The 13,478-nt window shown below is 32.4% G+C and carries 9 protein-coding genes; 3 read left to right on the top strand and 6 right to left on the bottom strand.

Translation table 11 applies throughout. From position 1 onward, the window contains the following. Nucleotides 1-135 precede the first annotated feature (135 nt). Nucleotides 136-1,983 (bottom strand): molecular chaperone HtpG, encoded by a 1,848-nt coding sequence (htpG, locus tag CIGNP103_RS01055; RefSeq protein ID WP_086227950.1) that lies wholly within the window; start codon nucleotides 1,981-1,983, stop codon nucleotides 136-138. A 44-nt stretch (nucleotides 1,984-2,027) separates the two neighbouring features. Further along, nucleotides 2,028-4,553, bottom strand: a complete 2,526-nt coding sequence (locus CIGNP103_RS01050; RefSeq protein WP_086268434.1) for a YhdP family protein — start codon at nucleotides 4,551-4,553, stop codon at nucleotides 2,028-2,030. Here CIGNP103_RS01050 and mltG point away from each other — a divergent pair. The 3 genes from mltG (at nucleotide 4,441) to CIGNP103_RS01035 (ending at nucleotide 9,112) form a co-directional block, all read left to right on the top strand. Continuing rightward, nucleotides 4,441-5,454, top strand: a complete 1,014-nt coding sequence (gene mltG / locus CIGNP103_RS01045; RefSeq protein WP_442861921.1) for an endolytic transglycosylase MltG — start codon at nucleotides 4,441-4,443, stop codon at nucleotides 5,452-5,454. The two genes, CIGNP103_RS01050 and mltG, sit on opposite strands and share 113 nt — an antisense overlap. Continuing rightward, nucleotides 5,454-7,481 (top strand): ATP-dependent helicase, encoded by a 2,028-nt coding sequence (locus CIGNP103_RS01040; RefSeq protein WP_086268433.1) that lies wholly within the window; start codon nucleotides 5,454-5,456, stop codon nucleotides 7,479-7,481. Before mltG ends, CIGNP103_RS01040 begins: the two co-directional genes overlap by 1 nt. 101 nt (nucleotides 7,482-7,582) lie before the next feature. Next, nucleotides 7,583-9,112, top strand: a complete 1,530-nt coding sequence (locus CIGNP103_RS01035) for a succinate CoA transferase (RefSeq protein WP_180381635.1) — start codon at nucleotides 7,583-7,585, stop codon at nucleotides 9,110-9,112. Between the two features lie 117 nt (nucleotides 9,113-9,229). Here the strand turns inward: CIGNP103_RS01035 and CIGNP103_RS01030 are convergent, their stop codons facing one another. From CIGNP103_RS01030 to thrC, 4 genes are all read right to left on the bottom strand, one after another. Then, nucleotides 9,230-10,246: a GGDEF domain-containing protein gene (locus CIGNP103_RS01030; RefSeq protein WP_086241261.1), complete on the bottom strand. Its 1,017-nt coding sequence runs from the start codon at nucleotides 10,244-10,246 to the stop codon at nucleotides 9,230-9,232. Further along, nucleotides 10,227-11,198 (bottom strand): GGDEF domain-containing protein, encoded by a 972-nt coding sequence (locus CIGNP103_RS01025; protein WP_179187527.1) that lies wholly within the window; start codon nucleotides 11,196-11,198, stop codon nucleotides 10,227-10,229. The genes CIGNP103_RS01030 and CIGNP103_RS01025 overlap by 20 nt, the downstream gene beginning before the upstream one ends. 89 nt (nucleotides 11,199-11,287) lie before the next feature. After that, the gene (gene kdsB / locus CIGNP103_RS01020) at nucleotides 11,288-12,016 is read right to left on the bottom strand and encodes a 3-deoxy-manno-octulosonate cytidylyltransferase (RefSeq protein ID WP_086224431.1); all 729 of its coding nucleotides are present in this window, start codon (nucleotides 12,014-12,016) and stop codon (nucleotides 11,288-11,290) included. Further along, the gene (thrC, locus tag CIGNP103_RS01015; protein ID WP_236845163.1) at nucleotides 12,013-13,449 is read right to left on the bottom strand and encodes a threonine synthase; all 1,437 of its coding nucleotides are present in this window, start codon (nucleotides 13,447-13,449) and stop codon (nucleotides 12,013-12,015) included. The genes kdsB and thrC overlap by 4 nt, the downstream gene beginning before the upstream one ends. Between the last annotated feature and the right edge of the window lie 29 nt (nucleotides 13,450-13,478).

The raw sequence follows: 13,478 nt of genomic DNA, 5'->3' as shown, positions 1-13,478 counted from the left end.
TTATTAAATTTAAGATAAATTATAAAAATTGTTTAAAAAATCGTTTGGGTGTGTATAATCGTAACATTATAATTAATTTTATTTATAAATTTCAGTTTGATAGAGTATCTCCGCCCAGAGTAGGGCAGAGTAAATTTATAGAGCTTTGGATATAATTTTAGCGAGTTTAGAGCTAAATTCGCTTGGATTTTCTATGCTCATACCTTCGCTGATTTTAGCCATATTTAGGATCAGTATAGCAACATCGTTTATCATCAATTCGTTATTAGCTAATTTGGTGATGATTTCGTGATTTGGATTGATCTCTAAGATTGGCTTGATTTTTGGTGCTTCTTGACCCATCTGTTTTAATAGAGTTTGCATAGCATAATCTGGGTCGTTTTTGTCATAGATTAGGCACGCTACGGAGTCGCTTAGGCGATTTGATATTTTGACATCTTTGACTTCATCTTTTAAGATCTCTTTGATTTTGCTTATTAGGGCGTTTGTCTCATCACTAGTTGAAATTTCACTGCTAGTTATCTCGCTATCTATATCAGAGCTATTTATACTCTTAAATGGTGTGGAGTCATACTCATTTACCATAGGCAAGACTATTGTATCTATCTCTTCATCACAGATTAGGACATTTATCCCTTTGGATTTAAACCCTTCTAAAAGTGGTGAGTTTCGTAGCATACTCTCATTTTGGCCGCTGATATAATATATCGATTTTTGATCTTCTTTCATTGCGGCTTTATACTCTTTTAGCGTGATTGGCTTGTCGTTTAGAGTGGATTTAAATAGGCATAAATTTAAGATATTATCTTTATTAGCATTAAATCCATATAGGCCCTCTTTGATAACATTACCAAAAAGAGAGTAGAGCTTGGAGTATTTTTCTTTATCGTTATTTAGTAGTTTTTCTAATTCGCTTAGGATTTTTTTGACGCTTTGGTCTTTGACTGCGGTTAGAATTTTATTCTCTTGTAAAATTTCACGGCTTACATTTAATGGGATATCTTCTACATCCATAACCCCACGCACAAATCTAAGATATGGCGGTAGAAGCTCTTTAGCGTCATCAGTGATAAATACACGCTTAACATAGAGTTTTACACCACTTTGATAATCTACTCTAAATAGATCAAATGGTTGAGTTGATGGGATATAAAATAGGGTAGAATACTCTATTTTGCCCTCTGCTTTTGTATGGATATGGAGTAGTGGATCGCTACTATCGTGGCTTATTTGCTTATAAAAGTCATTGTAATCGCTATCTTTTAAAGTAGATTTACTCATTCTCCATAGGGCGCTTGCTTTATTGATTTGAGAGTTTTTGCTCTCATAATGCCCCTCTTTGTTCTCATCTTGTGGGGCTACCCACTCATCTCTATCCATATAGATAGGATATGGAATGTGATTTGAGTATTTTGTAATGATATTTTCTATTCTAAAACTATCTGTAAACTCATCATCATTAAGGTATAGAGTGATCTGTGTGCCGTAGCTATCTAGCGTGGATTTTGAAATTTCATATCCATTTGTATCGCTACTCCATTTATATGCATCGCTACTTAGGGCTTTGCGACTGATAACTTCTATTTTGTTTGCCACCATAAATGCTGAGTAAAATCCAACCCCAAATTGACCTATTAATGAGCTATCTTTTTTCGCATCTCCGCTCATAGATTCTATAAAGCCTTTTGTTCCACTTCTTGCGATGGTACCTAGATTGTTGATTAGATCATCTTCATCCATGCCTATGCCATTATCTGTGATTACTAATGTTTTGGCCTCTTTATCTAGTTTGATATCAATTCTAGGGGTGTATTGAAGTGATTTATAATCATCATTAGTTAAGCATAGATAATTTAGCTTATCTAGTGCGTCGCTTGCGTTTGAGATTAACTCTCTTAAGAATATCTCTTTATTAGAGTAGAGTGAGTGGATCATTAAATTTAAAAGATCGCTCACTTGTGTTTGAAATTGATGTTTTTGCATATTTTCTCCTTTGTCTTGATATTATAACTAACTAAATTTAATCATCATTCAAAAATCACAAATGGTAAGGTTAGTGTATTTTTGATTATACTAAATGGGGTTTTTAAGACATCAGTCACTACTTGTGTTTTAATAATTGGCTCATCAATTGTTCCGCTAATTTTTATAATTGTAGATATGCTTTTATCTTTGCCTAATAGTATGTGGTTGACTAATGGAATTTTATCAATGATTGAGCTAGCATCTTTTAATAATTTTAATTCCAAAGTTATATCAATGAGATTTGTGGCTAGATTTATCGTTCCATTGCCAATTATATCAGCGGTTGCACCTTCGATATCAATAGCATGAATTGTTAGATTATCATCGATTCGTCCAATCCTTATAATTCCATCTTTAACACTAAAGCCTTTATTATTAAAATCAGGTACCTTAAAAATAAGCAAGCTCGGAATAGAGTCTAAAAATGCTAGAAGTTGATTGTAAATTTTATAATCTTTTAGATATGTATCTTTTAATTCTAGGTCAGCTTTAAAATTTTTGCTATTTTTTCCTATAACTTTTAATCCAAAAACCCCTTCGCTAAATGTATTTAAATCTAAAATACCATTGACAGCTGTAGCTGATATACCATTTCCTTTTATCTTTAATATATCTTTACCTTCGGTAATAGATATATATCCTCCATCAAATTCCCCATCAAATTTAATAGTATCGCTAGTTTTATTTCCGCTAAAATGATCAAACGATACACTTTTATTAACATCGGCTATATTTAATATAGTATCATTGGCTATAAAGTTTAGATTTTTATCAAAATCACCTTTGGCAGCATTAGAATTTATAGTAATTTTGGCTGAATTTAAAAATATATTTACCTCATCATTAATTATGCTAGCCTCTACTATGCCACTATCGCTTTTTACATTAATAATATTGCTAACATTAATGGTAAAGTTATCATTGGTGTAATTTCCATCCTTTTTAGCTAGCATTGGAATATTAAATTTAGCATCATTAACTCTTGCATTGATATCTATAAAATTATTAGTTGTGATGTTAATTGCAGCTTTAGTGATATTTAAATCATTTATAAGCGTAGAGTAGGGCTTAAGCGGTTCTATGCTAGGTATATTTAGCGTAATTGGATTGGTAATATTTAGTTCATATCCTAAAGTTTTGGAGTTGATTTTTGGGGCTTTGCTAAATTCGAGTGTGATATTATCATCTAGATTTTTAATATCAAGTAGATTTGGAATAGCAATAGAGTTAAATTTAGTATCAAACCATGCTTGTTGTGTATTTGCATCAATAAAAGCACTAAAATTTGCATCAAAAATACTATTTTTTACATGGCTATTTTCTATAGTGAGTTTATCGTTTTTTAAAATTATTTTAGCATGATTGGTATTAAATTTTGCCCCAGAGATATCAATATCGCCATCAAGTATAAACTCCCCATTGGCTTGTACAATTATATTGCTTAGGTCTATGATTAAGCGAAGCTTTGCGTTCATATTGCCACTATTTTGCGTGATTGGGATATTTATATTGTAGGCTTTTAGTATATTATTTATATCATTACTATATAATGTTTTAGTATAAATATCTAGTATTAAATTTGGTTTATTAATTAACTCATTTATGCTTAAATTTATTATAGCGCTAGAACCTTGATATTTTGGATCTTTTATATCAAATTTAAGTCCAGAATTCTCAAATATCACATCTACGCTACTAGCAGTGGCTGCTGGGAGATTTGGGTGAAATTTTACTACTGGCGATACTGCTGTAGCTTTACCATAGAGCTTTGAGATTAGCGGATCATTGGAGTTTAAATCAAATTTACCACGTAAAATCTCAACCCTATAATCTTTAGCTTTTATATACCCATAAATCCAGTTTTTAATCTCATTATCAAGCCCAGTAATATTAGCTAAAGCGTTCATAAACTGCTCAATAGTACTAGCACTCACATCGCTAAGTTCATAGGTTAAAATATCATTTTCTATGTTTAGTCCTAGATTTCCGCTAAGCTCATAGGAATTAAATTTTCCACTAAATTTATGTCTATCATTATAGAAATTTAGCTCTAAATATCCATTAATTGTAGTGTTAAAATCTTTTAATTTAATCTCATTTACGGCAACATTTAGATTGTGATTTTGTCTAGCAAAATTTGCATTTATATATAAATCTTTATTATTTAGATTAAATTTATTATCAGCATAGATAAAGTATGATTTATACTCACCATTTGTAATATTTGTAAGTTCAATTGTCTCAAAAAGCATATCAATCCAGCTTAGATAATGTAAAAGTTCTAAGGATGGTTTAGTGTTATTTTTTTCATTAGTCAATGGTAAAATATCGATATTTTTTACTCTTAGTGTAATTTTGTTATCTAATTTTATATATAATTGCGAAATTTTAAATTGGCTAAAATTTAAACTTTCTATCTTGATACCAATTTTTAACCATATAAAAAGGGCAACAAAAATGGAAATAAATAGCATTAAAAACAGAGCTAAAAAGCGGTTTTTGTTTATCATTTGTGAAATTGTACTCATATTTTTCCTATCGATTTTTGCTTCACTATCTCAAACGATGAATACCAGCAAGGCGGTATATTTGCCAAAGGGAAGTGTAGGCGAAATTATATCTTATTTAGCTAAGCTAAATTTTAAGGTTGATGAATTTGATAAATATATTTTAGTTTTGATGGGATTTCCACAATCTGGATGGATTGAAATTGGGCAGACTAGCCTTAGCAAATTTGATTTTTTGTACAAGCTTACAACTGCTAAAGCTGCAATGAGAGATATTACACTCATTCCTGGTGAAACTACAGCATATTTTTTCTATGAAATTTCTAAAAATTTAGGGCTAAATTATAATGAATTAATGAAAAGCTACTTAGAAAATGCACCTATAAAAGAGGGGTTTTTAATCCCTGAGACATATAAAGTTCCAGTTGGAATTGGGGAGGCACATTTAGTTTATTATCTAATTAACACATCTAAAAAACAGCATGAGAGCCTAAGTAGAAAGATTTTTGGCGAATGGGATGAGAGACGATGGTATGAGTTTATCACTGTAGCTTCTATAGTGCAAAAAGAGGCTGCTAACAAAGACGAGATGGCTTTAGTAGCTTCTGTTATATACAATAGGTTAAAAATTGGTATGAAACTCCAAATGGATGGTACGCTAAATTATGATCTATATTCTCACGAGAAGATTACCCCACAAAGAATAGCTAAAGACAACACTAGGTATAACACATATAAATACGCAGGGCTACCACCAAATGCCGTTTGTAATGTCAGCTTTGATGCGATAAAAGCAGCAATTTTTCCTAAAAAGACAAACTATCTATATTTTGTAAGAGATAAAAGCACAGGTGCTCATATATTTAGCTCTACTTATGAAGCGCATACAAAAGCAATTGATCGCTCTAATAAGGCTAAATAATGCCACTTTCAAAGCTAAATAAAGAGCAGTATAGAGCAGCCACAGCGTCTATGGGGCATAATCTCATCATAGCTAGCGCAGGGACAGGCAAAACAAGCACAATTGTAGCTAGGATAGCCCATCTTCTAAACTCAGGGATAAAGGCTAATAAAATTTTGTTATTAACATTTACCAATAAAGCCGCTAGTGAGATGATAGAGAGATTGGGGCGTTACTTTGATAGTGATATAGTATCTCAAATCACAGCCGGGACATTTCACTCTGTATCAAATTCACTTCTAAAATCCCTTGATAAAGGGGTGATTTTAAAGCAACCTAGCGAGTTAAAAACACTATTAAAGAGTATCACAGATAGAAGACAATTTTATAGAATTAGCGATATTAAAGGATATAGCGGGGCGTATTTGTATGATATATACTCTTTATTTTGTAATAGCTGTGTAGGTGGCGAGAGCTTTGTAGATTGGTTTAGTGTTAATTATCCAGATCAGGTGGAATTTGCTGAAATTTATGATGATATTTTGCGTGAGTTTGAAGAGACTAAGAGCAATTTTAACTATGCTGATTTCAATGATCTATTAATTAAGATGAGAAATGAGCTTAAAAAGGGTGCTAGAATTTATTTTGATGAAATTTTGGTTGATGAGTATCAAGATACAAATTCACTTCAAGGCTCACTCATAGATGCTTTTAATACCAAAAGTCTATTTTGCGTGGGGGATTTTGATCAGAGTATTTATGCCTTTAATGGGGCAAATATAGGGATAATTGGTAGCTTTAAAGATAGATATTTGGATGCTAATATATTTTCATTAAATACAAATTACCGCTCAAGTGCTAAAATCCTGGCTTTGGCAAATAAAGTTATATCTAATAATCCTAGATTATATCCAAAATCGCTTGAAGTAAGCCGTGAGGGGGAGTTTAAATCGCCTATTTTACTTGTTTATGATGAGCTTTTTATCCAGTATAACGCAGTAGCAGAGTTAATCTCAAATAGCAGATATAATAAAAATGATATCGCTATAATCTTTCGTAATAACTCAAGTGCTGATGGACTAGAGATAGCCTTAAAAGAGTATGGTATAAGCTGTAAAAGAAAAGGCGGAGTGAGCTTTTTTGAGGCTCGTGAGATTAAGGCACTTATAGATTTGATATCGATTTTGGTAAATCCTAAAGATATTATGTCATTTATACATATTTTAGAGTATGCTAAAGGAGTTGGCAACGCTCATGCTAAGGAGATTTTTGAAATTTTAATCTCATCTGGGGATGGTAGCATCATAAAAGGCCTTATAAATCCGGATAAAAATAGCGCTAAATTAGCCCCCAAAAGGCATAATCATCAGCTTGGGTTATTTGATGATTTTAGTGAATTTATGCCATCAAATAGATTTTGTGAGCTTGGATTTGATGATGAGTTTATGAAATCTCCTGTTTTAAACTACTCAAATTTAAATCAAAATGGTGCGATATTTTTGTATGAGCTTAGGAATTTGATATTGAATTTAGATAAAAATAGCTCGCCATATCAAATTATAGATAAGGTGATAAAATCTCAAATTTATAATATTATAGTTGATATCTTAGCAACCAAAAGAGCAACCCTAAAAAATGGTAATATAGATAATGAGCTTAAAAGCAACGCAATAGAGCGGATAATATCTAAGGCTAAGGTGCTTTTAGAGATTAGTAAAAGACACAATAATATTGATAATTTTTACAACTTTTTAACCCTTGGCAAGAGCGAAATGAGCGAGGGCGAAGGGGTGAATTTGCTCACAATCCATGCTAGTAAGGGGCTTGAGTTTAGCCTTGTTTTTATAGTGGATCTAGCTCAAGGTAGATTTCCAAATTCAAGATTAATGAGTGATATAGAAGAAGAAAGAAGGCTATTTTATGTCGCTGTAACAAGGGCAAAGGATGAATTGGTGCTAAGCTATGCCAAATATGACAAGATAAGAAAAGTCGAGTATCAGCCAAGCTGTTTTTTAGCTGAGGCTGGTATGGTGAAGCCTTTAATTTAAATTTTAAATTTTGCTTAAAATAAATTTCTACTATTAATATTATAAGAGAAATTATAGAAATTTTGCCTATAATCAAGCTAAATTTTAATTAAAGGATAAAAATGATTGACAATACTATAAATGATACTAGTCGTATCAAAGACGCTAGATATCTATCTAAGGTTATCAAAGCAGATGAAGCAGCAGCTCTCATCCCGCATAAGGCTCAAATAGGATTTAGTGGATTTGTCGGCGCTGGAAGCCCTTTATATATCCCAATCGCAATTGCCAATAGAGCTCAAAAGCTACATGAAGCTGGTCAAGAATATAAGATTAGTATATATTCTGGTGCTAGTACTGATGTGGATTTAGATGGTATTTTGGCTAAGGCTAATTGTGTTGAGTTTAGAACTCCATTTAATACAGACCCAAATATGAGAGGCCGTATTAATGCTGGTGAAACTAGATATTTAGATGTCCATCTCTCATCTCTTGCGTGGCAAGTAGAGTGTGGATATTTTGGTGATATGGATTTTGCTGTGATTGAAATTTCAGGTATCACAGAAGATGGCAAATTAATCCCTACCACCTCAGTAGGCAATAACCAAGCTTGGTTAAATGCTGCTAAAAAGGTGATTTTGGAGTTAAATATCCATCAACCAAAAGAGCTAGAGGGATTTCATGATATATATGTCCAAGCCAAACCGCCATTTCGTGAACCAATTCCACTTAAAACTGCTAGAGATCGCATAGGAACTCCATATATGAGCGTGGATTTTGATAAGGTTGTAGGTGTGGTATTAAGCTCTACTGAAGATAGGCTAAATAGATTTACTCCACTTGATGAGGTTTCAATAGCCATTGGTGATAATGTGGCTAAATTTTTCGCTGCTGAAGAGGCTGCTGGTAGATTACCAAAGGGTAAATTGCTACCACTTCAAAGTGGTATCGGCAATGTAGCTAACGCTGTTTTAGCCGCTCTTAGCAAGGCTGGATATAAAGGACTTGAGTGTTACTCAGAAGTTATCCAAGATGGTATGCTAGACCTTGTTAAAGATGGCACAGTCGATCTAGCTTCGGCTTCAGCTCTCTCACTTAGTCCAACTGCTGTGGAGGAATTTAGGAAAAATGTTGATTTCTATAAAGAGCATATAATTCTTCGCCCACAAGAGATATCAAATAGCCCAGAATTAGTAAGACGCCTTGGGGTTGTAGCTATGAATGGTATGTTAGAAGCCGATATCTATGGCAATATAAACTCAACTAATGTTATGGGTACTCAGATGATGAATGGAATCGGCGGTAGCGGGGATTTTGCTAGAAATGGCTATCTATCTTTGTTTTTGACTCCTTCAGTAGCAAAGGGTGGGGCGATATCAGCTATTGTGCCTTTTGTGAGCCATGTAGATCACACTGAGCATGATACTATGGTGGTAGTAACCGAGTATGGATATGCTGATTTAAGGGGTTGTAGTCCAAGAGAAAGGGCACAAAAAATGATAGCTATAGCTCATCCAGATTATAGAGATATGCTACAAGACTACTTCGATAGAGCGTGCGCTCAGCCAAAACCAGGCCACACGCCACATATATTAAGCGAAGCTCTAAGTTGGCATGATAGATTTAACAAAACAGGTAGTATGAAAAAATAAATTTATATTTGTCGCTGCTAAGCTCAAAGCAGCGACGCTAGATAAATTTAGTCAAATTTAATATTTTTGCTCTTTGGGCATTTGATTGAAATTATAAAAGCTTTTAGAAATTTGCTTTTATTTTGTGATTATACAATTTTTGACACTTCGTTTGCCTTTATATAAGCGTTTATCAGCTTGGTCAGTGAGTTTGTCTGGGTCAGTTCCACTATCAGAAATCCCAAATGTCACAGTAAAGTGAATTGAGCGATCGGTAGAGACTTTAACTGGTGTTTTATTTATAATAAATCTGATATTTTGAATTTGAGTAATAAAGTTATTACGACTAGTATTTGTAGCTACAATGACAAATTCTTCGCCACCCCAGCGACAGACTATATCAGATTTATTAGCGTTATCTGTGAATATTTTAGCTAAAGTTTTTAGAACCTCATCGCCGATGTTATGACCAAATTTATCATTTATACTTTTAAAATTATCAATATCACACATAGCAATTGTAATTGTTTTATTATTTTTTCTAGTTAAAATAGAGTGCAAAGCTCGTTTATTAATTAGACCAGTTAGATGATCTGTTTGTGAAGCAGTTCGTAATTCATTTTTGTGCTTGTGAAGTTCTTTGATATTTATCTGATTTACAGTATTGTAAATTTTAAAAATTATCATAAACAAAAACAATAAAAAAGTAAGATTGCTAAGATAAAATATTTGTGAAAAGTCGCCTGGCTCTTTTGGAAAATATACATTTGAGATCATATAGACAATTATAAAACCAATAAAATCAAATCCAGCTAATAGATAGTTTATGATACGTTTTCTAAAAATATTTAGATATGTAGTCGAAGCAATTGCAATAATAATAAGGTAAAATCCATAATCCCATCCAAGTATAGTAGTAGCAAGCATCGATGAGATTACTATATGAAGATGTGCTAAGAAAAATGCTCTATCATAATTATTATCATCTATAGCCTTAAGTGAGATAAAATAGATAAAAATTCCAAGAAATGATATAACTGATAGTTCACTCATACCAATTAGATAAAATACTATAGAATATAGAAGTGTTACAACTAAAAATAGGGTTATTATAAATTTAAAATTAAAGGTTAGGTTATCTTTGATTAGGTTCATATTTTTCCGATACAACTTGGTTCTTGCCTTGATTTTTACCACGATAGAGTAGGTTATCAGCTATACTAATTGCTTGGTTTATCTCTATTGGGTCCTCTATATATAGTAGTCCAAATGTTGCGCTGATAGGAACTTTATCAGGGTTAGCGCTATGGATAGCGATTCTGGCTGATTCTGCGATTTGGATACACTTTTTGAAGTTTTGTGCTGGAATAATAGCTAAAAACTCCTCACCACCCCAGCGGCAAATTTTACCAAATTTAGATATTTTAATATTTAAAATCTCAGCAACTTTTGATAAAACAATATCTCCAAAGATATGTCCATAAGTATCATTTACATTTTTAAAGTTGTCTATATCACATAAAATGATAGCTAAAGAACGAATTTGATGATTTGAGAGCATTTTAAAATGCTTAGAGATAATTTCATTCATTGGTGCTCTATTATAAAGACCAGTTAGATAGTCAATCTCAGCAATGTTTTTATAGCTGATATTTTGCTTTTGTGTAGCAATTATATCAAGAGTCGAGATGGTGTTAGTGTTATCTTGTAATACAAAAAATTTCACCGCAATCATACAAAAACAAAAGATAAAACTAATATGTTTAATAGTCTCAGAGCCATAGTTTACATCAAGTCCGCTAAAGGTAAAATATAAAATAATAAATAGCGTAAGCTGCAATAGTGGAAGCGTAATTTTTAAGATTAAATTCTTAAGAGGCGAGGCGTAGTTAATAGCTATAAGTTCAAGTAAAAATAGCTCAAATCCATAACCCCACCCTAAAACCAAAATAGATGATACCATGATATACGTAGCACTAAGCTGTATCCATAATTTTATAATTTTTTCAAATTTAGGTTCGTTAAAATCTATATAAAGCGCCATTGATACAAAGAAACATATGGCAAAATTTATAAATAAAAAAAATATTCCTGAGTATGCAAACATTGAGCCATATACGGCTAAGATGATAATGTATAATAATAGTAGCTTATGATAGATCTTAGGATATGATCTTAGCTCTTTGGTAATGACACTCATAGCAGGGTAGATTTAAATCCAAATTTATTAGCAGCGACTCGTAAATCATCAATAGTATCTATGCCGATGCTTTGGCTATTTATCTCTAGCATTGCAATTTTTTTAGCACTTGAGATAGCACGAAGCTGTTCGAGCTTTTCTATGTTTTCTAGTTCTTTAGTTGTAAGTGCGCAAAACTGTGCTAATGTGCTAACGCTATAACCATAGATTCCAATATGCGCTTTATACAGATCACAGCGACTTCTTGGATATGGAATTAATGAGCGTGAAAAGTATATAGCATAATCATTTATATCTGTGATTACCTTGACTAAATTTGGATTTTGAGCCTCTTCTGAGCTAGCAAATTTTAAGCAACTCGTCATAAATGCACCATCATTTATTCTTTGAGAGGTAAAATCTTTAAATTTGCTTAGATTTTTCTCCTCAAAGAATGGCTCATCTGCTTGTAAATTTATTACAATCTCATCATCTTTTAATCCAAGCTTTTTGACCGCCTCATTAATTCTATCAGTGCCACTATCATGAGCTTTACTAGTCATTATCGCTTTTATTCCAAATTTTTGTGCAATTTGCAGGATATCTTCATCATCACAAGCCACGACAACATCATCGCATTTATTTGCTAACTGAGCAGTTTTAACAAACATAGGAACCCCGCCGATATCAGCAAGGATCTTATTGACAAATCTAGTAGAGGCTAGTCGTGCAGGTATTACTATCATTGTTTTATCCACTCTATAATATTTGATTTTATCTGATTTTTTTTGACTATATCAGTATGGATAGCCTCTTCTTTAAATAGTTTGATTATACTTTTTGGAAGCTTTACATGATATTTGCTAGCTAGTAATTGCATATCAGCAAGTTCATCGGTGCTGGTTCTATTTTTTAGCGCTTTGATCATACTTGGAGTAAATTTAACCCATTGAGCAGTTGAAGTTATCACGGTTATATTTTCATCATTAACTAAATTTAGACAAGTCGCAGTATGCGGGTCAATTAATATACCTGATTTTGCCATTTTAGAGATATTTTCTATACACTCATCATCAGTGCAAAATGCCGCATCAAAGTCAGCTTTTAGTGCATTTAACTCATCGTTTGTTAGTTCGTATTTTTTATTTGTTGCTAGGCTATCCATCAGCTCTTTGGTTCTAACTGCACCAAATTTATCAAATAACAATCTCTCAACATTTGAACTAACTAAAATATCCATTGCTGGACTGATTGTTGAAATTAACTCTTTATTATTTAAATCATAAATACCAGTGGTAAAAAGTTGAGTTAAGATATTATTTTGATTTGAAGCAATTTTTATTCTGCCAATATTTGCACCCATTTTTTTAGCATAGTAAGCGCCAAGTGCATTACCAAAATTACCACTTGGAACAATTATATCAATTGGTTCTTTATTATTGTTTATACTTACGCAGACATAGATATGATAGATAATTTGAAATAAAATTCTGCCAAAATTGACCGAATTTGCAGCACTAAGATTGTAGCCTAATTCAGCTAAAACTGCTTTAAATTCACTATCATTTAATAATTCTTTAAGTGCTTGCTGAGCATCATCAAAGTTGCCATCAATTCCGATTACTTTTAAATTTGGTGCTTTTTGATTTACCATTTGAAGTCTTTGAACCTCGCTGGTACCATTCTTTGGATATAGGCAGACAACTTTTATATCTTTGGCATTTTCAAATGAGCTTAGTGTAGCTGGGCCAGTATCGCCGCTAGTAGCACACATTATTAGCTGTTTTTGACCATGAGAAATAGAGCTTAAAAGCTCTCCAAAAGGTTGAAGTGCCATATCTTTAAAGGCTCTAGTTGGCCCATGCCAAAGCTCGTTAATATATAGATCTTTATGAACTCTTTTAATCTCAACAGCGCTTTTATCAAACTTCTCATATCTACTAAGTGCTTTTTTGAATTTATTCAAACTAATATTAAAGTTAAATTTTTTAATAATCTCTAGCGCAAAATCTTCATAATTTAATCTAGCTAATTTTTTAAACTCTTTTTTACTAATTAGTGGTAAATTTATTGGTGCATATAATCCGCCATATTTGGCTGCTGGATTTAGCAATGCAGTATCTAAATTTACTGATTCGTTTAATTCATCACCACTTTGAAGTCTAGTGCCTACTAGCATTGGGGCAGTTAGTGCTTGGAGAGTTTCTA

The sequence above is a fragment of the Campylobacter sp. P0103 genome (assembly GCF_002139545.1).
Classification (GTDB): domain Bacteria; phylum Campylobacterota; class Campylobacteria; order Campylobacterales; family Campylobacteraceae; genus Campylobacter; species Campylobacter devanensis.
Note: the sequence above shows the minus strand (reverse complement) of the source record. Positions and strands in the feature narration are given on the sequence as shown.

Excerpts from the sequence above, each read along its gene's own strand:
- CIGNP103_RS01040 (WP_086268433.1), top strand. The coding sequence starts at position 5,454 with ATGCCACTTTCAAAGCTAAATAAAGAGCAGTATAGAGCAGCCACAGCG.
- CIGNP103_RS01030 (WP_086241261.1), bottom strand. The coding sequence starts at position 10,246 with ATGAACCTAATCAAAGATAACCTAACCTTTAATTTTAAATTTATAATA.
- thrC (WP_236845163.1), bottom strand. The coding sequence starts at position 13,449 with ATGCTAGTAGGCACTAGACTTCAAAGTGGTGATGAATTAAACGAATCA.
- CIGNP103_RS01025 (WP_179187527.1), bottom strand. The coding sequence starts at position 11,198 with ATGTTTGCATACTCAGGAATATTTTTTTTATTTATAAATTTTGCCATA.
- htpG (WP_086227950.1), bottom strand. The coding sequence starts at position 1,983 with ATGCAAAAACATCAATTTCAAACACAAGTGAGCGATCTTTTAAATTTA.
- CIGNP103_RS01035 (WP_180381635.1), top strand. The coding sequence starts at position 7,583 with ATGATTGACAATACTATAAATGATACTAGTCGTATCAAAGACGCTAGA.
- kdsB (WP_086224431.1), bottom strand. The coding sequence starts at position 12,016 with ATGATAGTAATACCTGCACGACTAGCCTCTACTAGATTTGTCAATAAG.
- CIGNP103_RS01050 (WP_086268434.1), bottom strand. The coding sequence starts at position 4,553 with ATGAGTACAATTTCACAAATGATAAACAAAAACCGCTTTTTAGCTCTG.